This window comes from Azonexus sp. (genome assembly GCF_036170495.1).
Taxonomy (GTDB): Bacteria; Pseudomonadota; Gammaproteobacteria; order Burkholderiales; family Rhodocyclaceae; genus Azonexus.
This window is the reverse complement of the sequence record NZ_JAVHPH010000165.1, coordinates 1-20,629: the sequence shown is the minus strand read 5'-3', so window position 1 is coordinate 20,629 and position 20,629 is coordinate 1. Positions and strand designations below refer to the sequence as shown.

The 20,629-nt window shown below is 62.6% G+C and carries 23 protein-coding genes; 10 read left to right on the top strand and 13 right to left on the bottom strand.

The features are described 5' to 3' along the window. Together clpA and clpS are read right to left on the bottom strand one after the other, a co-directional pair. The coding region (gene clpA / locus ADADOO_RS05245; RefSeq protein WP_511275614.1) for an ATP-dependent Clp protease ATP-binding subunit ClpA at nucleotides 1–2,038 on the bottom strand (2,038 nt) is incomplete at its 3' end. Then, nucleotides 2,038–2,346: an ATP-dependent Clp protease adapter ClpS gene (gene clpS, locus ADADOO_RS05240; RefSeq protein WP_226400897.1), complete on the bottom strand. Its 309-nt coding sequence runs from the start codon at nucleotides 2,344–2,346 to the stop codon at nucleotides 2,038–2,040. The genes clpA and clpS, both read right to left, overlap by 1 nt. A gap of 272 nt (nucleotides 2,347–2,618) precedes the next feature. On the opposite strand from clpS, the gene ADADOO_RS05235 reads away from it, so the two are divergent. The 7 genes from ADADOO_RS05235 (at nucleotide 2,619) to selD (ending at nucleotide 9,751) form a co-directional block, all read left to right on the top strand. Further along, nucleotides 2,619–2,822, top strand: a complete 204-nt coding sequence (locus ADADOO_RS05235) for a cold-shock protein (protein WP_066880803.1) — start codon at nucleotides 2,619–2,621, stop codon at nucleotides 2,820–2,822. Nucleotides 2,823–3,406: 584 nt separating this feature from the next. Further along, nucleotides 3,407–4,078 (top strand): sulfite exporter TauE/SafE family protein, encoded by a 672-nt coding sequence (locus tag ADADOO_RS05230; RefSeq protein ID WP_511275612.1) that lies wholly within the window; start codon nucleotides 3,407–3,409, stop codon nucleotides 4,076–4,078. Between the two features lie 15 nt (nucleotides 4,079–4,093). Continuing rightward, nucleotides 4,094–4,519 (top strand): universal stress protein, encoded by a 426-nt coding sequence (locus ADADOO_RS05225; protein ID WP_511275610.1) that lies wholly within the window; start codon nucleotides 4,094–4,096, stop codon nucleotides 4,517–4,519. Next, nucleotides 4,516–6,690 (top strand): heavy metal translocating P-type ATPase, encoded by a 2,175-nt coding sequence (locus ADADOO_RS05220; protein WP_511275608.1) that lies wholly within the window; start codon nucleotides 4,516–4,518, stop codon nucleotides 6,688–6,690. Before ADADOO_RS05225 ends, ADADOO_RS05220 begins: the two co-directional genes overlap by 4 nt. Nucleotides 6,691–6,715: 25 nt before the next feature. Beyond that, on the top strand, nucleotides 6,716–8,464 hold the full coding sequence (locus ADADOO_RS05215; RefSeq protein ID WP_511275606.1) for a putative bifunctional diguanylate cyclase/phosphodiesterase: 1,749 nt from the start codon (nucleotides 6,716–6,718) through the stop codon (nucleotides 8,462–8,464). 5 nt (nucleotides 8,465–8,469) lie between these two features. After that, the gene (locus ADADOO_RS05210; RefSeq protein ID WP_511275605.1) at nucleotides 8,470–8,676 is read left to right on the top strand and encodes a heavy-metal-associated domain-containing protein; all 207 of its coding nucleotides are present in this window, start codon (nucleotides 8,470–8,472) and stop codon (nucleotides 8,674–8,676) included. Nucleotides 8,677–8,704: 28 nt separating this feature from the next. After that, a complete protein-coding gene (gene selD / locus ADADOO_RS05205) occupies nucleotides 8,705–9,751 on the top strand; it encodes a selenide, water dikinase SelD (protein WP_511275603.1) in 1,047 nt (348 codons plus the stop codon). 759 nt (nucleotides 9,752–10,510) lie between these two features. Here selD and ADADOO_RS05200 read toward each other — a convergent pair. The 11 genes from ADADOO_RS05200 to cowN all read right to left on the bottom strand — a co-directional run bounded on the left by ADADOO_RS05200 (nucleotide 10,511) and on the right by cowN (nucleotide 19,156). Continuing rightward, nucleotides 10,511–10,768 carry a ferrous iron transport protein A gene (locus ADADOO_RS05200; protein ID WP_511275601.1) on the bottom strand — a complete coding sequence of 86 codons (258 nt, stop codon included), beginning with the start codon at nucleotides 10,766–10,768 and terminating at the stop codon, nucleotides 10,511–10,513. After that, complete coding sequence (gene feoB / locus ADADOO_RS05195) at nucleotides 10,765–12,741, bottom strand: ferrous iron transport protein B (protein WP_511275600.1); 1,977 nt, start codon at nucleotides 12,739–12,741, stop codon at nucleotides 10,765–10,767. Before feoB ends, ADADOO_RS05200 begins: the two co-directional genes overlap by 4 nt. 138 nt (nucleotides 12,742–12,879) lie before the next feature. Then, nucleotides 12,880–13,083 carry a (2Fe-2S)-binding protein gene (locus ADADOO_RS05190; protein WP_511275598.1) on the bottom strand — a complete coding sequence of 68 codons (204 nt, stop codon included), beginning with the start codon at nucleotides 13,081–13,083 and terminating at the stop codon, nucleotides 12,880–12,882. 227 nt (nucleotides 13,084–13,310) lie between these two features. Next, nucleotides 13,311–13,793, bottom strand: coding sequence for a bacterioferritin (bfr, locus tag ADADOO_RS05185; RefSeq protein WP_511275596.1), 483 nt, complete (start codon nucleotides 13,791–13,793; stop codon nucleotides 13,311–13,313). A gap of 12 nt (nucleotides 13,794–13,805) precedes the next feature. After that, complete coding sequence (bfr, locus tag ADADOO_RS05180) at nucleotides 13,806–14,291, bottom strand: bacterioferritin (RefSeq protein ID WP_511275595.1); 486 nt, start codon at nucleotides 14,289–14,291, stop codon at nucleotides 13,806–13,808. 204 nt (nucleotides 14,292–14,495) lie between these two features. After that, nucleotides 14,496–15,260, bottom strand: a complete 765-nt coding sequence (gene nudC / locus ADADOO_RS05175; RefSeq protein WP_511275593.1) for an NAD(+) diphosphatase — start codon at nucleotides 15,258–15,260, stop codon at nucleotides 14,496–14,498. 9 nt (nucleotides 15,261–15,269) lie between these two features. Continuing rightward, entirely contained in the window at nucleotides 15,270–15,680 is a 411-nt protein-coding gene (locus ADADOO_RS05170; protein ID WP_511275591.1) for a phage holin family protein, read from the bottom strand. A gap of 88 nt (nucleotides 15,681–15,768) precedes the next feature. After that, nucleotides 15,769–16,848, bottom strand: a complete 1,080-nt coding sequence (locus ADADOO_RS05165) for a hypothetical protein (protein ID WP_511275589.1) — start codon at nucleotides 16,846–16,848, stop codon at nucleotides 15,769–15,771. A gap of 9 nt (nucleotides 16,849–16,857) precedes the next feature. Further along, nucleotides 16,858–18,069: an MFS transporter gene (locus ADADOO_RS05160; RefSeq protein ID WP_511275588.1), complete on the bottom strand. Its 1,212-nt coding sequence runs from the start codon at nucleotides 18,067–18,069 to the stop codon at nucleotides 16,858–16,860. 313 nt (nucleotides 18,070–18,382) lie between these two features. Beyond that, entirely contained in the window at nucleotides 18,383–18,847 is a 465-nt protein-coding gene (locus ADADOO_RS05155; RefSeq protein ID WP_511275587.1) for a PaaI family thioesterase, read from the bottom strand. Between the two features lie 177 nt (nucleotides 18,848–19,024). Beyond that, nucleotides 19,025–19,156 carry a N(2)-fixation sustaining protein CowN gene (gene cowN, locus ADADOO_RS05150; RefSeq protein ID WP_511275585.1) on the bottom strand — a complete coding sequence of 44 codons (132 nt, stop codon included), beginning with the start codon at nucleotides 19,154–19,156 and terminating at the stop codon, nucleotides 19,025–19,027. A gap of 134 nt (nucleotides 19,157–19,290) precedes the next feature. On the opposite strand from cowN, the gene ADADOO_RS05145 reads away from it, so the two are divergent. From ADADOO_RS05145 to ADADOO_RS05135, 3 genes are all read left to right on the top strand, one after another. Further along, complete coding sequence (locus tag ADADOO_RS05145) at nucleotides 19,291–19,752, top strand: CHRD domain-containing protein (protein ID WP_511275583.1); 462 nt, start codon at nucleotides 19,291–19,293, stop codon at nucleotides 19,750–19,752. A gap of 21 nt (nucleotides 19,753–19,773) precedes the next feature. Continuing rightward, the gene (locus tag ADADOO_RS05140; RefSeq protein WP_511275581.1) at nucleotides 19,774–20,133 is read left to right on the top strand and encodes a glutathione peroxidase; all 360 of its coding nucleotides are present in this window, start codon (nucleotides 19,774–19,776) and stop codon (nucleotides 20,131–20,133) included. Nucleotides 20,134–20,230: 97 nt separating this feature from the next. Beyond that, the gene (locus ADADOO_RS05135; RefSeq protein ID WP_511275579.1) at nucleotides 20,231–20,461 is read left to right on the top strand and encodes a DUF2789 domain-containing protein; all 231 of its coding nucleotides are present in this window, start codon (nucleotides 20,231–20,233) and stop codon (nucleotides 20,459–20,461) included. Nucleotides 20,462–20,629 lie beyond the last annotated feature (168 nt).

Genomic DNA, 20,629 nt, shown 5'->3' with positions numbered 1-20,629 from the left:
GCGCGTCGACCTTTTTCTCATGCAACTGTTCCTCAAGCTGCATGAGGAACTTGTCGACGACGCGCAGGATGACCTCATGATCGAGCGGACCGAAGGAAATCGTCGCATCGAGGCGATTGCGAAACTCCGGTGTGAACAGGCGCTTGATCTCGACCATCTCGTCGCCTGTCTGCTTCGAACTCGTGAAACCCATGCTCGATTTCTGCAGGTCGGCGGCGCCGGCGTTAGTGGTCATGATGATGACCACGTTGCGGAAATCGGACTTGCGGCCATTGTTGTCGGTTAGTGTGCCGTGGTCCATGACCTGCAGCAGGATGTTGAAAATGTCCGGGTGGGCCTTCTCGATTTCGTCTAGGAGTAGCACGCAATATGGCTTCTTGGTCACGCCTTCAGTGAGCAGGCCGCCCTGCTCGAAGCCGACATAACCCGGTGGCGCGCCGATCAGGCGGGATACTGCGTGGCGTTCCATGTATTCGCTCATGTCGAAACGGAGCAGTTCAACGCCCAGGCAATAAGCCAGCTGCTTGGCTACCTCTGTTTTGCCGACACCAGTCGGGCCGCTGAACAGGAAGGAACCGATCGGCTTACCCGGATTGCCGAGGCCGGAGCGAGCCATCTTGATGGCCTTGGCCAGGGCGTCGATGGCCTTGTCCTGTCCGAAGACGACCGCCTTCAGGTCGCGATCGAGGTTCTTCAACGCGCCGCGATCATCCAGCGTGACGTGCTGCGACGGGATGCGCGCGATCTTGGCGACGATCTCTTCGATGTCGGTCTTGTTGATGACTTTTTTCTGCTTCGATTTCGGCAGGATGCGCTGCGCTGCACCAGCCTCGTCGATGACGTCAATCGCCTTGTCCGGCAGATGACGGTCGGTAATGTAGCGAGCGGATAGTTCGGCAGCCGACGAAATCGCCGTGGCCGAGTACTTGATGCCGTGGTGAGCCTCGAAACGGGCTTTCAGACCCTTGAGGATTTCCACTGTTTCGGCGACTGATGGCTCATTGACATCGATTTTCTGGAAGCGGCGGGACAGGGCGCTGTCTTTCTCGAAAATGCCACGGAACTCGGTGTAAGTCGTTGCGCCGATGCACTTGAGTTGCCCGGAAGAAAGTGCCGGCTTGAGCAAATTTGACGCATCCAGGGTGCCGCCGGAGGCCGAACCGGCACCGATCAGGGTGTGGATTTCGTCGATGAACAGAATGGCGTGCGGGTTGTCCTGCAAGGTTTTCAGAACACCTTTCAGACGCTGCTCGAAGTCGCCGCGGTACTTGGTGCCGGCTAGCAGGGAACCCATGTCCAGCGAATAAACATTGGCTTTGGCGAGGATTTCCGGTACCTCGCCTTCGACGACCTTGCGGGCCAGCCCTTCGGCAATGGCTGTCTTGCCGACACCGGCTTCGCCAACCAGCAACGGGTTGTTCTTGCGCCGACGGCACAGGGTCTGGATGACCCGCTCCAGTTCCTTGTCACGGCCGATCAGCGGGTCGATCTTGCCCTGCAATGCCAGCGCGTTGAGGTTGATCGTGTATTGCTCAAGCGGCCCGGCTTCGGCCTTTTCGCCTTCTGTTTCGACTTCGCCTTCCGGTGTGGACTTCGCTTGCTGGGGCACCTTGCTGATGCCGTGCGAGATGAAATTGACGACGTCCAGTCTCGTCACCCCCTGCTTTTGTAGAAAGTAGACCGCGTGCGAATCCTTTTCGCCGTAGATGGCAACCAGTACATTGGCGCCGTTCACTTCCTTTTTGCCGGAAGACTGGACGTGCAGGATGGCGCGCTGGATGACGCGCTGGAAGCCGAGCGTCGGTTGGGTATCGATATCATCCTCGCCGGAAACGGTCGGCGTATGCTCATCGATGAAATTGGTTAGATCCTTGCGCAGCGTGTCGGTCTTGGCGCCACAGGAACGCAATGCCTCGGCGGCGGAGGGGTTGTCGATCAGCGCCAGCAGCAGGTGTTCGACGGTGATGAACTCGTGGCGTTTTTGACGCGCCTCGACGAAGGCCATGTGCAGGCTGACTTCGAGTTCCTGGGCAATCATCAATTTTCCTCCATGATGCAGGCAAGCGGGTGTTGGTGCTGGCGTGCGAATGCTATGACCTGTTCAACTTTGGTAGCAGCGATGTCCCGCGGGAAAACCCCGCAGACACCACGCCCCTCGTTGTGAACTTTGAGCATGATTTGCGTTGCTTGTTCAGTATCCAGAGAAAAAAACCGCTGCAGCACGGTGATTACAAAATCCATCGGTGTGTAATCGTCGTTCAACAGCAGTACCTTGTACATCTTCGGTGGACCCAACTTGCTGCGCTGTGCCGCGAGTTGTCCGCCTTCCTGAGCCTTGGTCGCCATGCTTTCGATTTTATACAGTCCGCCTTAATCCGCAACATAAAACATTGGGACGAATCGGTCGATTTCCAGATCAGGGCTGAGGTTCGCCAGTCGCTGATTTGCTGCGGCGCCGCATCGAAACCTGTTGACGATAAAATTCAACTGGCGTAGAAAGCAATCGTGTTTGGCTTCTAGCTGTATCGAGGTTGCTGTAATGCACCGGGTCACTGAGTTCAAACAGGGAGTCGGGGAGACCCGTAAATTTGTTCGTCTTTTGTAAGAAAGTTGCAAACATGGCAATCGGTACAGTCAAGTGGTTCAATGATTCCAAGGGCTTTGGCTTTATCACTCCTGATGATGGCAGCGAAGATCTCTTCGCTCATTTCTCCGCCATCAACATGAATGGTTTCAAGACTCTGAAGGAAGGTCAAAAAGTTTCCTTCGACGTCGTGCAAGGCCCCAAGGGCAAGCAGGCTTCCAATATCCAGAGCACCTAAGCTTCGGATAACAGAACGTTAAAAAGCCCGTCTGATTTCAGGCGGGCTTTTTCTTTGGTGCGCCCAGCATGAGCGCACTCCTGCGGGGGGAAGTCCCGCCGTGAGTTGATCACGACGAATGAAGTGAAGCGCAACGGCATGAGGGCGACCGACTGTGGGGCGGCAGCGAGGAATATAAACGGCGTGCCGATGGACAGGAGCGGGATAAAAGGTGTCACCTCGCAGGGCGAGTCGGCAAGGGATCAGGAAGCCCTCGTGATCAAGGCGAAGCGGCGTAAATACCGCGGTTGCGGGCGATTTGGCGCAAGCACCAGAGGCGCGGCCCAGCAATGTGCCGGGTTGAAAAACCCTTGGGACGTCATAAACAGCGGCGCTTCGGGTGGCGGGCACAGTCGGCGGTGGCTGGCGAAATGCTGACCGGCTGATCAACTCGGTACTGACCATTGTCTACTTTGATCGACTCGGGGTGCCCCGGCTCTCGTTACCTCAACTTCTCGGCCCGGTGCGGACCCGGGTGCCGGGTGGTGCCGGAGAAGCCGGTCAGGTAATCTAGCCGCCCCTGTCCCGATTGTTGATCTTGTTCGATGCCTGATTCCGGTTTTTTCGCCCTTTTTCTTGTCGGCCTGCTCGGCGGCACGCATTGCGTCGGCATGTGTGGCGGCATTGTCGGTGCCTTGTCGCTGGGCGTTACGGCGCGCTGGTCGATGCATCTCGCTTACAACGGCGGGCGCATTCTGTCCTATGCCGCGGCTGGCGCCATTGCGGGCGCTCTGGGTGCGGCCAGCATGGGGCTGGAAGGGCAGGTGCCGGCCCGCCTGATCCTCTATTTCATCGCCAATCTGATGTTAGTGGCGCTTGGCCTCTATTTGCTGGGGGTGACGCGGGCGCTGGCTTTCACCGAGCGGGCCGGACAGAAACTCTGGATCCATCTGCAACCGCTGACCCGCCGCTTTCTCCCGGCGCGTAGCGTTGGCCAGGCTTTCCCGCTTGGCCTGCTGTGGGGCTGGCTGCCTTGCGGCCTGGTCTATAGTGCGCTAGCCAGTGCGCTGACGGCCGGTTCGGCCACGCGCGGCGGCCTGATGATGCTGGCCTTTGGCCTGGGAACCCTGCCCAATTTATTGCTCGCCGGCATTGTCCTGGCCCGACTCAACGAATTTGTCCGGCGGCCAGTCGTGCGTACCCTGTCTGGACTGTTGGTGCTAGGCTTTGGCGTATATGGATTCTTCGGCCTGTTCCGTCTGGCGGGCCTCAATTAGCTTGGAAGTGAGATCATGAAAATTCTCTTGCCGGTTGATGGTTCCGAATGTTCATTGCGTGCAGTTGATCATCTGATTACCCACGTCGGCTGGTTTCGCGACGTCCCGGAAATTCATTTGCTGCATGTCCATGCGCCGATTCCGATTGGCCGCGTGCAGGCTCATGTCGGCAAGGAAACGCTGCACGCTTATTATTCGGAAGAGGCGCAGGAGCACCTGGACGCTGCCCAGAAAAAACTGAACGCAGCGGGGCGCTTTCATACGACGCACATTCATGTCGGTCAGCCGGCCGAGGTGATCTCCAGGCTGGCGGACGAACTAGCTTGCGACCTGATTGTCATGGGCTCGCATGGCTGGGGCGGTGTCGCCGGTCTGGTCATGGGGTCGGTGGCCAGCCGCGTTTTGCATTTGGCGCCGTGCCCGGTTCTGCTGGTCAAATGAGCGAATCGGATAGCGGCCGGGTCGTCGAGTTTGCCATCGGCGGCATGACCTGTGCCGCCTGTTCGGCGCGTCTCGAGAAGGTGCTCAATCGCCAGGCCGGCATGCAGGCAAATGTGAATCTGGCGGCCGAACGGGCGCGCGTTCGCTTGTCGGCCAGCGCTGACGAGGCAGCCGTGGTAGCGGCCGTGGCCAAGGCCGGCTTTACGGCGGCGGTGGTTGACGGGCAAACGCGCGAACGTGAAAAAGCGGCAAAATTGCTCGTTTACCGTAGCGAAATCCGCCGTTTCTGGATTTCCGTGGCGCTGAGCCTGCCGCTGGTCGGCCAGATGTTTTTCATGTTGGGCGAACACGGTCACCTGAACGAATTGCCGCGCTGGTTGCAGTTGGCGCTGGCGACGCCGGTGCAATTCTGGATCGGCTGGCGTTTTTACGATGGCGCCTTCAAATCGCTGCGTGGCGGCGGCGCCAACATGGATGTGCTGGTCGCCCTCGGGACGACCATGGCCTGGGGCTTTTCGACCGTGGTGACGCTGTTCGGGCTGGCCCAACACGTTTATTTCGAAGCCGGGGCGGCGGTCATTACGCTGGTTCTGCTCGGCAAACTGCTCGAAGCGCGGGCCAAGGCGCGGACGTCGGAGGCCATCGAGTCGCTGATCCGCCTGCAGCCGAAGACGGCGCGCGTCGAACGCGATGGCCAGTGGATCGACATGGCGGTCGAGGCCCTCATGCCGGGCGATATTTTTCTCGTGCGGCCGGGCGAAAGCGTGCCGGTCGACGGCGCACTGATCGACGGTGAGTCGAGCGTCAACGAGGCGATGCTGACCGGCGAGAGCATGCCGGTGGCCAAGCGTGCCGGTGACCAGGTCTTTGCCGCGACGGCCAACGGCCAGGGGGCGATGCGCTGCCGGGCGACCGGCGTTGGCGAGCACACGCTGCTCGCCGGCATCATCCGCCTGGTCGGCGAGGCGCAGGGCTCGAAGGCGCCGGTGCAACGGCTGGCCGATCAAATTTCGGCGATTTTCGTGCCGACGGTGTGCGCCATAGCGCTCGTCACCTTTGCCGGCTGGTGGTGGGTTTCCGGCGATTTTTCCGAGGCCTTGGTCAATGCCGTCGCCGTGCTCGTCATCGCCTGTCCGTGTGCGCTCGGGCTGGCGACGCCGACGGCGATCATGGTCGGCACCGGCCAGGGGGCGCGGGCCGGCATCCTGGTCAAGAATGCCGAGGCGCTGGAGCGGGCGGAGAAGATCACCGTGCTGGCGCTGGATAAGACCGGGACGCTGACCTGCGGGGCGCCGCAAGTCACCGATGTCCTGCCCTTCGGCCTGGGGCGCCAGGAGGTGCTCGGTTTGGCCGCGGCGCTGGAGCAGAATTCGGAGCATCCGCTGGCGCGGGCGGTCGTTGCGGCCGCTGTTCCCGGCCTTCCCACGGTCGACCGGAAAAATGTGGCCAATTTCAAATCCCTGCCCGGGCTCGGCGTTGAAGGCGAGGTCGATGGCCGGGCCTTGCGCCTCGGTTCGCCGAGCTGGCTCGGGCTGGCTGCCGACCCCGCCGTGACGGGCTTGCAGCAGGCCGGCAAGACGGTGGTGGTGCTCGCCGAAGGCGAGACAGCGCTGGCCCTGTTCGCTATCGCCGACGCCCTGCGGCCGACTTCGCGCGCCGCTGTCGAGCGCCTGCGCGAACGCGGCATCCGCGTCGTCATGCTGACCGGCGACAACGCGGCGACGGCCGCGGCGATTGCTGCCGAGGCCGGCATCGCCGAGTTCCGCGCCGGCATCCTGCCCGGCGACAAGGTGGCGGCGATCCAGGAATTGAAATCTGGCGGCGGGCTGGTCGCCATGGTCGGCGACGGCATCAACGATGCGCCGGCCCTTGCCGCGGCCGATGTCAGCTTCGCCATCGGCGCCGGTTCCGACGCCGCGGTGGAGGCAGCGGATTTAACATTGATTCGTAGCGACCTGCTCGGCGTGGTCGATGCAATCGCCCTATCGGCGGTCACCTTGGGCAAAATCCGGCAAAATCTTTTCTTTGCCTTCATCTACAATGTGGCGGGGATTCCGCTCGCTGCCTTGGGTTTTCTGAATCCGGTGGTGGCGGGGGCGGCCATGGCAATGAGTTCAGTCTCGGTGGTGTCGAACTCGCTGCTCTTGAAGCGCTGGCGGCCGGGACGCTGAACAGAAGCAAGGAAAAGGGGCGGTGATGACCACAGGGGTCGGAGGGAAGACGGTTGTATCCGGGGGCGCCGGCGAGGTCGACAGCACGCTGCCGGCGTTGACCGACCAGGAAGCGATGTTCAGGACGACGATGGAGGCCGCACAGGTTGGCATCTTTGTCCTGCAGGATCAGCGTTTCAAGTACGTCAATCCTTTTCTGATCCATCTCTTCGGCTACAGCGCGGAAGAGATGGTCGGTCGCATGGGGCCGCTCGACGTTATCGCGCCGGAGCAGCACGCTTTTATCGTCGAGCAGATGCAAGCCCGCATGGCCGGGATCGGTGGGCATCGCTACGAAATTTCGGCTGTGCGCAAGGATGGCTCGGTGTTTCCGGCCATGGTCTACGGGGCGTCGTCGCGCTTTGCCGGGCGGCCGGCTTCGGTCGGCACCCTGCTCGATATTTCGGCCCAGAAGGTCGCCGAAAACCGCATTCGCGAACTGGCCGACTACGACGTGCTGACCGGCCTGCCCAACCGCCGCCTGCTGCGCGAACGTTTTGTCCAGTTGCTGGCCGCAGCCGAGCGGGAAAAAGGGGAAATTGCCGTCATCTTCCTCGACCTCGATCATTTCAAACGGGTCAACGACTCGCTCGGCCATAGCGTCGGCGATGAACTCCTGGTCGAAGTAGCGCGCCGGCTCGATACCGTCGTTCGGCGCATCGATACGCTGGCCCGCCTCGGTGGCGACGAGTTCATTTTTGCCATGCCGGGCTTCCATACGGCCGCCGCGGCTGAGGTGGCGCGGCGTCTGATCGACGTCTTCGTCCGGCCGTTCGAGGTGGCCGGGCATGAGCTGACGGTGACCCCGTCGCTCGGCATCAGCATTTATCCGCATGACGGGCAGGATCTCGAAACCTTGCTCAAAAATGCCGACACGGCAATGTACCGGGCCAAGGAAATCGGCCGCAACACCTTCCAGTTCTACGCCACCGAGATGAACACGGCGACGCTCGACCGCCTGCTCCTCGAAAGCAATCTGCGGCATGCCCTGGCTCAGGACGAGTTCATTCTTCAGTACCAGCCGCTGATCAATCTGCGTAGCGGCCTCGTCATCGGTGTTGAGGCGCTGATCCGCTGGCAGCACCCGGAGCTCGGTTTGATCATGCCGGACAGCTTCATTCATGTTGCCGAAGAAACCGGGCTGATCAACCCGATCGGCGACTGGGTGCTGTGCGAAGCCTGCCGGCAGGCCAAAGCCTGGTGCGACGAGGGGCTGCCGTCGCTGGTCGTCGCCGTCAACGTGGCGCCGGTGCAGTTCCGGCAGCCGGGCTTTGTTGAAATGGTCGCCGGCGCGCTGGCTTCCTCCGGTCTCGATGCCAGCTTGCTCGAACTCGAACTGACCGAGCGCACGGTGATGCACGATGCCGACATCAATCTCGGGACGCTATCGGCGCTGCATCGCATGGGGGTCGAGCTGTCGATCGACGACTTCGGTACCGGCTACTCGTCGCTCGCCTATTTGAAGCGGTTCCCGGTCGGCAAGCTCAAAATTGACCGTTCTTTCGTGAACGACCTGGAAACCGATCCCGACGACTGGGCCATTGCGTCGACCATCGTCAGCATGGGGCGCAGCCTGCGCATGACGGTACTGGCCGAAGGCGTCGAAACCGCTGAACAGTTGGCGCAATTGCGTAAAATGGGCTGCGATATGGCGCAAGGCTATTATTTCAGCCGCCCGACATCGGCCGCCGGCATAGCCGAAATCCTGCGCCGGCAACCTTTTGTGAATAGGTGAATGGCATGGAAAATACAATCATCAAGATCGGCGGCATGAGCTGCCAGGGTTGCGTCAAGAACATTAGCGGCGTGCTCGCCGGCATCGCCGGCGTGACCAGCGCCGAAGTCTCGCTGGAGGCAGGGCAAGCCAAGGTCGCTTTCGATCCGCAGGCGGTGAGGCGCGAGGCGCTGGTCGCCGCCATCGAAGATGCCGGCTTCGACGCCGAATAAAAAATAAACGTTTTTCGAGAGAACAGCCGTGCCTGAAGAAAAAATCAGATTGACCCAGCTTTCCCATGGCGGCGGCTGCGGCTGCAAGATCGCGCCCGCCGTCCTCCAGCAGATTCTCGCCGGCGCCCCGTCGGGCATCATTCCGCCGCAATTGCTGGTCGGTACCGAGACTTGCGACGACGCCGCGGTTTATCAGATCAACGAGCAGCAGGCGATCGTTGCGACCACCGATTTTTTCATGCCGATTGTCGACGATCCCTATGATTTCGGCCGCATCGCCGCCACCAACGCCATTTCCGACGTCTACGCCATGGGTGGCACGCCGCTCTTCGCGCTGGCCATCGTCGGCATGCCGGTGGGCACCCTGCCGCTGGAAACCATCGGCAAGATTCTGCAAGGCGGCGAAGCCGTCTGCCGCGCTGCAGGCATTCCGATTGCCGGCGGCCACACCATCGACTCGGTCGAGCCGATTTACGGCCTGGTCGCCATCGGCATCGTCAATCCGGCCCATCTCAAGCGCAATTCCGGCGCCCAACCCGGTGACAAGCTGATTCTCGGCAAACCGCTCGGCGTCGGCGTCTATAGTGCCGCGCTCAAGAAGGATCTGCTCCACGCCAGCGATTACGAGGCGATGGTCGACACCACGACTCAGCTCAATACGCCAGGGCCAATGTTGGCCTGTCTCGAAGGCGTCCATGCCGTCACCGATGTCACCGGCTTCGGCCTGGCCGGCCATCTGCTCGAAGTGTGCAAGGGCAGCAATGTGCGCGCCACGGTCAATTACGCCGACCTGCCGCTGCTCCCGCGGGCCCGCGAGTTTGTCGATGCCGGCCACCTGACCGGCGCCTCGGGGCGCAACTGGGCGAGCTACGGCGCCGGTGTGAATCTGGCGGTCAACCTCGAAAATGCGGCAAAAACGCTCATTACCGATCCGCAAACCTCGGGCGGACTGCTCGTTTCATGCACGGCTGATACGGTGACGGAAGTGCTGTCGCTGTTCCTGCAGCAGGGGTTCTCGCATGTTTCCGTGATTGGGGAAATTGGCGAGGGCGAGGTGGGGGTTGATGTTGTTTGACAGGGCTTTACCTCGGCTGGGTTTAGGGGAGTTGGCAGGGGGTTCCGCCCTTGCGGGGCGTCTCACTTTTTCTTGCTTCGCCAAGAAAAAGTAAGCAAAAAGAAGGCGACCCTGGGTCGGTGCCGGCTACGCCGGTTCCCTGCGCTACTCGGTGCTGGCGGGGGCTGCGGAACTCGGGCTTCGCCCTCAGACAGTCCTCGCCCTTTATCCGCCAGCCCCTGCGTTGCTCGGCACCTTCCAAGGGGCCCGGTAAACCGTCCCGAGTACGAGCAGTTACGCCGTCATTCCCGCGCAGGCGGGAATCCAGCAGGGGTATGGACTCCCGCTTCGCCCGCCACGAAGCGGAATCCCGGGTGTGTCGAGGCCGCGGGAGTGACGGGGTTGGAGTAGGTGCGACTAAATGGTTGATTTCATTTTTTGGCTTTTTTTCGGGTTGACCGTAGGAATGCCAATTCGGGGCGTTCTGGTTGAACGTGGACGCCTTTCGGGTCCCCATGAGAGGCGCTGAGCAACGCAGGGATGCCGGGGGCAGTCGGCTGGCGTTGTTTGAGCCGAAGGCGAGTTTAGCCAGCCGCCCGGCCTGCCGAGTAGCGCAAGGAACCCGCAGGGCGCCGACCTTGGGGTCGCCTTTTAGCTGCGCTAGCAATAGCCTTTGGCTACCTTCTTTTGGCGAAGCAAAAGAAAGTACGCCCGCCAGCAAGGCGGAACCCCAAGCCAATTCAACCGGAAATCGCCAAATAACCGGAACCCCAAGCCAACTCAGCCAGCCGCCGGCAACTTCTCCACCCAGATATGCCGTGCCACGGCATGTTCCACCGCCAGTTCCACCTCGTCGGCGAGGATGACGGTCATCGGCCGCTGCTGCAGCAGCCGGATGCTGCGCCCGATGGCCAGGCCGTAGGCCGTCAGCTGCTCCCGCTGCAGCGGGTCAATCTCCTCGCCGAGCGCGGCGAGGCGGACGTCGCTGCCGGGCGGGATAAAGGCGAGGGGGAGGCGGGCTTCGTGGGCGGGGCTCATGACCAGACGGCGTGGAGAAGGAGGTTGAAGAGGCCGCCGACGAAGAAGGCGAAGGGGACGATGATGGCGACCATGCCGAGGGCGATCTTGGCGCCCTGTTCCTTGACCATCATCATGAGGCTGGCGAAGCAGGGGATGAACAGCGTGATGGTGATCATGCCGACCACCGCCTGGATCGGGCTCAGGCTGTGCGCCATGGCGAACAGGCCGGTGGCGCCGAAGTCGCGGCGCAGGAAGCCCATGACGAAGGCGGCCGAGGCTTCTTTCGGCAGGCCGAGCCAGCCTGAGACGAGCGGCTCGCCGGCTTCGATGATGGCGGGCAGCGCGCCGGATTTGTCCAGCGCGAACATGATGAAGGTGCCGAGCAGGAAGAGCGGGATGACTTCGATCAGATACCACTTGAGCCGGCCGCCGGTTTTCTTGAGGACATTGGCGATGATCGGCAGGCGCATCGGCGGCAGTTCGGTGACCAGCGGGATGCGCCGGCCGGGAATGAGCCTGGCGGCGAGGAAGCCGGAAAGCAGCAGGACACCGACCATGGCCAGCGCCCAGATGAGGACGGCGGTGAAGGAAACGCCGCCGAGCATGCCGAGGACGACGCCGAGTTGCGCCGAGCAGGGGATGGCGAGGGCGAGCAGGAAGATGGTGATCAGCCGTTCGCGCGGGCTGTGCAGGATGCGCGTGGTCAGCGTCGCCATCGTCACGCAGCCGAGGCCGAGGACCATCGGCAGCACGGCGCGGCCGTTGAGGCCGATCAGCGAAAACAGCCGGTTGGCGATGACGGTCAGGCGCGGCAGGTAGCCGGAATCTTCGAGCACGCCGAAGGCGAAGAAGAAGGTGGTGACGATGGGCAGGATGAGGGCCAGGGCGTAGGTCATGCCCATGGTCCACAGGCCGTACTGGCCGACCAGCAAGTCTTGCAGCCAGCCGGGGCCGGCCAGGGCGCCGACCAGTGCGGTGAAGGCCGGGTTGAGGATGCCTGCGAACAGGTCTTTTTCGAGCAGGCCGACGAGTACCGTGGCGCCGAAAACGCCGACGAATTGATAGACGGCGTAGAGGACGCCGAGCAGGATAGGCACGCCCCAGAACGGATGGACGACGTATTGGCCGAGGCGTTGCGAGAGCAGCGGACTGCTCCTGGCGGCGCGCTGGATGACGCTGGTGGCCAGCGTATCGGCCGCTTCGGTGCGCTCGCGGGCGAGGCGGGCGGGGAGATCGCCGTCGCTACGGTCGACGGCGTTTTTGCGCAAAATTTCCAGTTGAGCGCGCCCCGAAGGAAGTCCCCCTGGGGGATGGGATTCGCCGGCCTGCTCGATCAGCCAGTCGGCAACGACCGAATCGCCGCCGAGATAGAGAATGGCGAGGCCGCGCGCCGCCAGTTGCGGGTGCGGCGCGAGGCGGGCGATGGCCTCGGCCATGCTGGCGATGTCGGCCTCAATTTCCGGGTCGTAGTGGAGCAGCGCTTCGGCGGCACGGGCGTCGCCGAGGCTGTTGGTCAGTTCGCCGATCCCTTCGCCGCCGGTGGCAACGGTAGCCAGAACCGGGATGCCGAGTTCTTCGCCGAGCGCTGCGGTGTCGACCATGACGCCACGTGCCGCCGCCTCGTCGTGCATGTTGAGGGCGAGCACCATGGGCACGCCGAGTTCGGCCAGAAGGGCGGTCAAAGTCAGGGTACGGCGCAGGTTCTTGGCATCGCCGACCTGGACGAGGCAGCGCGACGATTCGTTGAGCAGGGCGCGCATGGTCGCCCGTTCGTCATCGCTGCGCGACGGCAGGGCGAGCACGCCGGGGGTGTCAAGGAGCATCGCCTCGCGGTCGAAACGGGCGCTGGCGCGGGTGACTTCGACGGTGGTGCCGGGGTAGTTCGAAACGTTGACGTAAGCGCCGGTCAGGCGATGAAAGAGGACGGATTTGCCAACGTTGGGATGGCCGACGAGCAGGATGGCGTTGGCGGCAGAGGTGGAGGTGGTCACGTTCAAAGGAATTCTGGTCTTGCCAGGGAGACCGTCAGTCTACGCCGGTTTGAAAAGGGTTTTGCTGATTTGGGGCAAGTCTCGGCGGCGTGAATGCCACGGTCGACCGGAAATTTCGAGCCAAATTCAAACCCGGACTCAGGCGGCGAGCGGATGGCCGGCGGCGGCATGCGCGTCACACTGGTGCGCCGCCTTCAGGCACGCGTGGGCGCAGGAGGCGCAGCGGCCGCAGTCAGCGGTGACGCCGAGCTCGCGCCGGAGGTCGCGCAGGGTGCGGGCGCCGCCCGCCGCGGCTTCGTGAATCTGACGGTCGGTGACTGCCTTGCAGACGCAGACGTACATGAACTGCCTCCTCGATTGCATGTAATGCGAACAATTCTCATCTTACGGTGTTGAGAATGGTTGTCAACAACTATTGTTTATCTGCATCGCCAACGGTGTTGCCTTTGCCACAAACGACAGTGCTGATTTCCATGCTGAGCAATTCGCGCGCCAGTCGGAGGCGGCGGGGCCAAAACGAAAAAGCCGCAGACTGGCTGCGGCTTTTGGGGAATTTGGCGTCGGCTGTTTCAGTCTTCGCCCGGCTCGATGTGCGCCTGCAGATAGTTCGGCAGCGTCACATCCTTGATCAGCGTCTGCTGCGTTTCCAGCCAGTCGATGGCCTTTTCGCAATGTTCGAGCAGCTCCGCGAGCAAATCGCGGCTGACGTAATCCTGCAACTCCTCGCACAGGGCGATGGACTCGACCAGCAGCGGGCGCTGGATTTCACGCTCGTATTGGAGATCGCCGGCCAGGCATTCGACGACATGCTCGCCGATCAGCAGCTTGCCGAGGTTTTGCAGGTTGGGCAGGCCTTCGAGGAAAAGCACCCGCTCGATCACCTCGTCGGCTTCCTTCATGACGCGGATCGACTGCTGGTACTGGTAGTCGTTGAGCTTTTCCAGGCCCCAGTTGCGGAACATCCGGGCATGCAGGAAATACTGGTTGATCGCCGTCAGCTCGTTCTTGAGCACCTTGTTGAGGGCTTCGATGACTTTCTTGTCGCCTTTCATCGTCGTCGCTCCTTACGCCGGGCTGCCCGAGCCCATCTGGCTCTGCAGGTAGTTGGGCAGGCCGACCAGATCGATCAGTCTGAGCTGCTTTTCGAGGAAATAGGCGTGGTCCATTTCGGTGTCTTCGAGCTGGACGCCGAGCAGGTCGCGGCTGACATAATCCTGGGCCTTCTCGCAGGCCGCCATGGCTTTCTTGAGGTCGCCATCCACCTTGACTTCGACGGCCAGGTCGGACTTCAGCATCTCCGGCACCGTCTTGCCGATCTTCAGCGCCTCGCGCTTGCCGAGGTCCGGCTTGCCTTCGAGGAAGAGAATGCGCTGGATCAGGGCGCGGGCGTGCTGGCGCTCGTGATCGGACTCGTGAATGGATTTCTCGGCCAGCGCGTTCAGGCCCATGTCGGCATACATCTCGCCGTGGATCAGGTATTGATCGACGGCCGTCAGTTCGCCGGTCAGCAGGTCATTGAGGATGTCGATGATTTTCTTGTCGCCCTTCATAGCGTTCTCCGGAGATGGTTGGAAGCGAAGCTTGGCTGGCAGAAGCGGCTGGCTGGCCCGAAGAACCATTTTAGGCGTTGAGCGGATGCTTTTCTACCCGGATTTTCCCCGCCGGCCGCGTTGGGGTGAGTGCGTTCAGCCTTCCACGGTCAACCGGAAAAAAGGGCCAAAAATGAAAAAACCGGCCGGTGGCGTCTGGCGGCTTTAGCGTTCGTTCAGTGCCGCTTCGATGAGCCGGCGTGAAATGCTGATCGGCTCGGGGAGGATGGGCAGGGCGTCGGGTGAAAACCAGTCGGCGGCTTCGATTTCGTTGGGGTCGGGGGTGATGGTGCCGCCGGCGTAGTCGGCGAAGAAGGCGACCATCAGGGAGTTGGGGAAGGGCCAGGGCTGGCTGTGGAAATAGCGCAGGTTGGCGATTTCGATGCCGACTTCCTCGCGCACTTCACGGGCGGCGCATTGCTCGAGCGTTTCGCCCGGTTCGACAAAGCCGGCCAGGGCGCTGAAGACGCCGGGCTTGAAATGGGGGCTGCGACCGAGCAAGAGTTTGTCGCCATCGCGCACGAGGACCATCACCGCCGGCGAAATCCGCGGGTAGGCGAGCAGGCCGCAGGCCGGGCAGAGCATGGCCAGTTCGCCAGTTTTCATCGTTGTCGGCGTGCCGCACTTGCCGCAGAAGCGGTGGTTGGCCTGCCAGTCGAGCAACTGCGTGGCGCGGCCGGCGAGGGCGAAGGTGTCGGGCCCGGCGAGCTGAAAAATGGCGCGCAGCGGCGTCGCTTCGCCGCCGGGGATGTCGGGAAACTGGGCGACATCGGCGGCGTGGCAGGGCCGGCCGTTGAGTTCGCCGACCTGCAGGGCGTTTTCGGGATGGCCGAAATCGGCGGCCAGGCCGGCGGGGAAGATGGCGCCGGCCCCGCTGACGGTTAGCAGTCGATGCTCGCAACGCAGAATCCAGTAGGCGGCTTGGCTCATGGCGACGGCTCAGGCGGAAATGGTCGGGGCCGACGGGTTGGGCGGCAGCCGGTAGATCGTCGTTTCGGCATTCGGGGCCAGGGTGCCGAGGGCGATGCTCAGGATGGAAATGAACAGGCTGGCGAAGAAGGCCGTCCAGAAGCCGGAAATGGTGAAGCCGCTGACGACCTTGGCGACGAGCATGAGGAGCAGGGCGTTGATGACCAGCACGAACAGGCCGAGGCTGAGCAGCGTCAGCGGCAGGGTCAGGAAGACGAGCAGCGGGCGGAGTACGGCGTTGGCGAAACCGAGGAGCAGGGCGGCGACGATGAGTGCCGAGGTGCTGGAAATGCGAATGCCCTTGAAGACGAGGCTGGCGCCCCATAGGGAGAGGGCGGTGATGGCCCAGTGGATGAAAAATCCGGCCAGATTGTCGAACATGACTTTGCCTTTGGAGAAATGGGTGGCGCCTGATCGGGCGTGAAAGCGTACCCGGAATGCGGAATTCTACGGCTTGTCGCTGGCGACGCTATTGCTGATCGGCCGGACGCCCAATCTCGGCCCGCAGGTAAGGGGCGTCGGCGCGCTGGAAGAACATCAGCGCGACGGCTTGGGGCGGGCCTTCCTTTGCCCAGGCCACGCGCTTGTAACCCGGCATGATGCAGTCGTTGGCGAAGGTTTCGCCGGGCTGCAGCGGGTTCAGCGAGTTGAAGTAGAGACGATCCGGGCCGACGAAGTAGGCAATCGAGGCACGTGAGCGGGGAATGGGCACCGGCGGGTCGATGCCGTCGGGGCGAAAACCGATGATGAATTCAGCCGGCTCGGCCGGGTCGACCGTAGCGCTCGTCGGTAGGAAATCGGCCTTCACGCGCTGGCCGTTGCGGCGCCAGTAAAGGCGCAGCATCGGCGCCGCTTCGCGGGCCGACCACATGAGGTGGAGGTTCTGGCCATCCCGGCAAAAGAGGTCGCGCGTGCTGGTCGCGGTGTCCGACCAGTGTTCGCCGACCTTGCGGTCGATTCGTTCCAGTTCGAAACCGGCCGGGGCGATCAGCGACTGGGTATGGATCAGGCCGACGGTGGGTAGGGTGAAATGTTGCACGGGGCCGACGGCATAGGGCAAAGCGGCAGCCGGCGCGTTCCGCAAGGCGCTTTGGGAGAGGCCGTGCGAGGCTTGGAAAATCAGCCCCTGAGCGACGGTAGCCGCGAGAAACGGGAGGGTCAGGATGAACAGGCCGCTGGCCGCCATGAAACGGCTTTCGCCCTTGCTCAAGGCCGGCCGCAGCAGACGGCCGCAGAACGCATGACCGGCGAACCAGACGAGCGGGCCAAGGACGAGCAGGGCGAAATAGAAATAGGCCAGCGCCTCGGGCCCAGACATCGCCAGGCTGGTCATCACGATGACCCCTGCGGTCAGCGGCAGCAGAATGAACAGCGAGAGCAGGCGCAGCGACAGCCAGCTGCCGGCCTTGTCGCGCGCGGCAAAGTAGCGGCGCTCGCCGAACAGGATCAGACCGGCCGCCGCCAGCACAGCGATGCCGACGGCACCCCAGGCCGACTTGTCGAAGAGGGGCAGATGGTCGAGGCTCTTCAGGAAAAATTCGAAATCCATAGCGGGCTTTCAGCTGTTCCTGCCGTGCATGACGATGCGTGCGACGAACCACATGGCGAGCAGATTGGCCGCCACGGCGACGTAGCCGACGAGGGGGAAGCCGACGATGCGGCCGCTCGCGTCGAGGGCGGTGAGGAAGCCGGCCAGCGTGGTGGCCAGGCCCATGGCCAGAGACTGGACGGTGGCGTTGAGCGACATGAAGGTGCCGCGCAGTGGGGGTTGGGCTGCGGAGGCGATGATGGCCATGGAGGGGATCATGCGCCCCGAGATGAGCACGAAGAAGCTGGCCGAAATGATCAGCCAGCCCCACAGCGGCAGGACGCCGGCATGGGTGAGGACCAGCGTCGGGATCATGGCGAGCAGGGCGACCAACCGATAGACCTCGATCTTGCCGTGCTGGTCGGCCCAGTGTCCGATGAGCCGGGCGCTGATGAAGGTGGCCGAGCCGCCGACCAGATAGACGATGGGAATGTCGGTCTGGGCGATGCCGACGTTATTGACGGCGTAGACGGTGATGTAGGGAATGACCGTGAAGCCGGAAAAGATGATGAGCGCCGAAAAGAGCAGGGCGCGCCGGTGGTTGGCGTCGGCCAGCACGCTGAAAGTGGCGGAGAGCAGATGGGCGCGCTTTTCGGCGCTGAGGTGGTGGCGTAGTTCGGGTAGGAAGCGCAGGCCGATGGCGAGGAAGACGACGGTCAACGCGGCAATCAGCACAAAAGGCGCCCGCCAGCCGAGGTGGTTGGCCAGCCACAGCGAGAGGGGGACGCCGGCGATGGTCGAAATCGAGAAGGCGCTCGATACCACGCCGCTCGCCCGGCCTCGACGCGAAAAAGGGATGGCGTCGGCGATCATGGTTTGCACCAGCGCCCCCATGATGCCGCCGAAGACGCCGGCCAGGCCGCGCGCCAGAATCAGCGTCGAATAGCCGGGCGCCAGTCCGCAGGCCAGCGTGGCCAGGCCAAATAGGGTGAAGACGATGAGCAGCAGGCGCTTGCGCTCGAAGAGATCGACGAAAGTCGCCGCCAGAATCCCGGACCCCGCGGCGCTGAAACTGTAGGCGGCGACGAGCAGCCCGAACTCGTGCGTGCCGATGCCGAAGGCCGCCATGAGGATCGGCCCGAGCGGCATCATGATCATGAAATCGAGTACATGGCTGAACTGGATGCCGGCCAGGGTGAGCAGGAAAAAGCGTTCGGTGCGGGGGGAGAGGGCGGTGGACATGGGGGCGGGATATACAGCGTGGGCGGCAAGGATACGCTGCCCGGGGCGGCCGGCGATAGCTTCGCGCGTGGTGCCGAATCATTCAACCTGAAAACCGCAGTGAGCGCCCCTTCATGGTTCGATACGCCTTGCGGCGCAAGGCTACTCACCACGAACGGGCTGCCCCCCGTTCGCCCCTTCGACGAGCTCTGGACGCAGCCTGAGTAGCCCATGCAGTGGGCGTATCGAAGGGTTTGGTCGCGGTCAACTGCGGTTTTTAGGTTGAATGAAAGCGTAGCGGGCAGCCCGTCAGGCTGTCTGAGCGAGTCTGCCGTTAGCTCGCCACAAACGTATCCGGCATCTGCAAGGCGATCACTTCGCCGCGTGCCGTGGCTACGCCATTAGCGTACACCGTCGCCTCGACCACCACCTTGCGGCCCTTGATTTCCTTCACCTTGCCGCGAATTTCGAGCACCGGGCCGAGCGGGGTTGGCTTGAGGTAGCTGACCTGCAGCGAACCGGTGACGAAGCGAAAGGCCGGCAGGCTGTCCATCCTCCGATGCTCGGCTTTGTACATCGCGGCGGCGGCCGTTCCCGTGCCGTGGCAGTCAATCAGCGAAGCGAGCAGGCCGCCATAGACGAAGCCGGGGATGGCCGTATGTTCGGGGCGCGGCTGGAAGTGGGTGACGGTTTCGTCGCCATCCCAGAAGGTCTTGATCTGATGCCCGTGCGCGTTGTTGCGGCCGCAGCCGTAGCAATGGGCCAGATTCTCCGGGTAGTAGTCCTGAAAGGCCTGCATGCTGTTTCCTTGTGGTCGGTGAAACAGCATCGTAGGTCAGGCGCTGCGCGGCGGCCACTGTTCGGGCGGACAGTCGGCGTGCAAATTCGGCCAACGGCGGCGCTTACATTTCGTTTTTGGCCAATTTTTATATTTCACCCAGTAAACCCGGTTGACCGTGGAATCCGCAGAAAACGCTCAGCAGCACTCTGCCTCGATCTGCAGCAGCAGGCCAAGCGCCTCTTCGTCGTTCCAGTGTTCGAAGAAATCGCGAAACGGGTTGATGTTGGAGTGGATCAGGAACAGATCGTCGGGCTTGCGACAGGCCATGAAAGCGTTTCCGACAACGGGCGGCGAACCAAGTCGGGTATCGGCACTCAAATGCCATGTAGCCGCCGCAGCAACCCAGCAACATGCGACGCCCATCTCGCGGCTACATACTTTTCAATGACGAGAGGTTTGCCATGAACACATTCCCGAACCGCCGCCTGGCCCTGCCGGGCATGCTTGCCGTTGCCGCCATTGTCCTGGCAACGTTTTCATTGCCGGCTTTTGCCGACGACATCAAATTCAAACTTTCCGGCGACATGGAGGTGCCGCCCGTCGCCACCAAGGCCGGCGGCGAAGGCATGATCACCATCAAGCCCGACATGAGCGTTAGCGGCAAGGTCATGACCCGTGGACTGGCCGCCACGATGGCGCACATCCACATCGGCAAGGCCGGCAGCAACGGGCCGGTCGTCATCACGCTGAACAAGAGCGGCGACAACGATTGGATGGTCCCTGACGGCAGCAAGCTCAGCGCCGATCAGTATCAGGCCTTCAAGTCCGGCGATCTGTACGTCAATGTCCACAGTGCCGAACACAAGCCGGGCGAAATCCGCGGCCAGTTGACGCCGCCGATGGCCTCGAAATCGGCCTACTGAAAGCGGAGCGACCGAACCTCAATGAGCCAGACTCTCTACGATTTCAGCGCCCGGCGCCTGAACGGTGATGAGCAGAACTTCGACGCCTACCGCGGCAAGGTTCTGCTCATCGTGAACACCGCCAGCCAATGCGGCTTCACCCCGCAATACAGCGGCCTCGAAGAGCTCTACCGCATGTACAGGGACAGGGGCTTTGTCGTCCTCGGCTTTCCCTGCAACCAGTTCGCCGCGATGCGCGAAGCCGCGGGCATCCTGGGCACTGAAGCCATCAAATGGAATTTCACCAAATTTCTCGTCGACCGTGAGGGCCGGGTCGTTCACCGCTATGCCCCGGCCACCCGGCCGGATGAACTGCTCGATGCAGTCGAAGCGCTGCTCTGAGTCGCCGCCGGTAAGGCGAAAGGCGGGCGCCAATAACGGAACTACGCTCGCTTGAACCTATCGAACAAACAGTCTGTCGCCCCAAAAGGAGTCGTCCATGCAAGCCCAACTGCACACCATGAGCAACCTGTTTGCCCAACTCGGATTACCCGCCGACGAGGCCGCACTTGAAAGGTTCATCGCCAGCCACCGCCCGCTGGCCAGCGACATCGCCCTCTATCGCGCCCCGTTCTGGAGCGCCGCGCAGCGAGCCTTCCTCAAGGAGGAAATCATCGAAGATGCCGACTGGGCATCGGTTATCGACGAACTCAACGGGCGTTTGCGCTAGGAGCTGGCGCCGGAATCCGGCCCCAGCCTGGCACCCGAAGCCATCACCCGGTCGCGCAGGGCGAGCAGGGTTTGTTGGGCCTCGTCTGCCGCTTCCTGCATTTCCTCCTGGGTCAGCGGGCGAGCCAGCGCCTCCAGTTCGATGCGCTGAATGTTCGGGCACTTGCCG

Excerpts from the sequence above, each read along its gene's own strand:
- ADADOO_RS05200 (WP_511275601.1), bottom strand. The coding sequence starts at position 10,768 with ATGAGCCCCGCCCACGAAGCCCGCCTCCCCCTCGCCTTTATCCCGCCC.
- ADADOO_RS05190 (WP_511275598.1), bottom strand. The coding sequence starts at position 13,083 with ATGTACGTCTGCGTCTGCAAGGCAGTCACCGACCGTCAGATTCACGAA.
- ADADOO_RS05210 (WP_511275605.1), top strand. The coding sequence starts at position 8,470 with ATGGAAAATACAATCATCAAGATCGGCGGCATGAGCTGCCAGGGTTGC.
- nudC (WP_511275593.1), bottom strand. The coding sequence starts at position 15,260 with ATGAGCCAAGCCGCCTACTGGATTCTGCGTTGCGAGCATCGACTGCTA.
- ADADOO_RS05145 (WP_511275583.1), top strand. The coding sequence starts at position 19,291 with ATGAACACATTCCCGAACCGCCGCCTGGCCCTGCCGGGCATGCTTGCC.
- ADADOO_RS05230 (WP_511275612.1), top strand. The coding sequence starts at position 3,407 with ATGCCTGATTCCGGTTTTTTCGCCCTTTTTCTTGTCGGCCTGCTCGGC.
- ADADOO_RS05140 (WP_511275581.1), top strand. The coding sequence starts at position 19,774 with ATGAGCCAGACTCTCTACGATTTCAGCGCCCGGCGCCTGAACGGTGAT.
- clpS (WP_226400897.1), bottom strand. The coding sequence starts at position 2,346 with ATGGCGACCAAGGCTCAGGAAGGCGGACAACTCGCGGCACAGCGCAGC.
- ADADOO_RS05160 (WP_511275588.1), bottom strand. The coding sequence starts at position 18,069 with ATGTCCACCGCCCTCTCCCCCCGCACCGAACGCTTTTTCCTGCTCACC.
- ADADOO_RS05170 (WP_511275591.1), bottom strand. The coding sequence starts at position 15,680 with ATGTTCGACAATCTGGCCGGATTTTTCATCCACTGGGCCATCACCGCC.
- ADADOO_RS05155 (WP_511275587.1), bottom strand. The coding sequence starts at position 18,847 with ATGCAGGCCTTTCAGGACTACTACCCGGAGAATCTGGCCCATTGCTAC.
- ADADOO_RS05235 (WP_066880803.1), top strand. The coding sequence starts at position 2,619 with ATGGCAATCGGTACAGTCAAGTGGTTCAATGATTCCAAGGGCTTTGGC.
- ADADOO_RS05225 (WP_511275610.1), top strand. The coding sequence starts at position 4,094 with ATGAAAATTCTCTTGCCGGTTGATGGTTCCGAATGTTCATTGCGTGCA.
- cowN (WP_511275585.1), bottom strand. The coding sequence starts at position 19,156 with ATGGCCTGTCGCAAGCCCGACGATCTGTTCCTGATCCACTCCAACATC.
- ADADOO_RS05220 (WP_511275608.1), top strand. The coding sequence starts at position 4,516 with ATGAGCGAATCGGATAGCGGCCGGGTCGTCGAGTTTGCCATCGGCGGC.
- bfr (WP_511275596.1), bottom strand. The coding sequence starts at position 13,793 with ATGAAAGGCGACAAGAAAGTCATCGAAGCCCTCAACAAGGTGCTCAAG.
- ADADOO_RS05215 (WP_511275606.1), top strand. The coding sequence starts at position 6,716 with ATGACCACAGGGGTCGGAGGGAAGACGGTTGTATCCGGGGGCGCCGGC.
- ADADOO_RS05165 (WP_511275589.1), bottom strand. The coding sequence starts at position 16,848 with ATGGATTTCGAATTTTTCCTGAAGAGCCTCGACCATCTGCCCCTCTTC.
- ADADOO_RS05135 (WP_511275579.1), top strand. The coding sequence starts at position 20,231 with ATGCAAGCCCAACTGCACACCATGAGCAACCTGTTTGCCCAACTCGGA.
- bfr (WP_511275595.1), bottom strand. The coding sequence starts at position 14,291 with ATGAAGGGCGACAAGAAAATCATCGACATCCTCAATGACCTGCTGACC.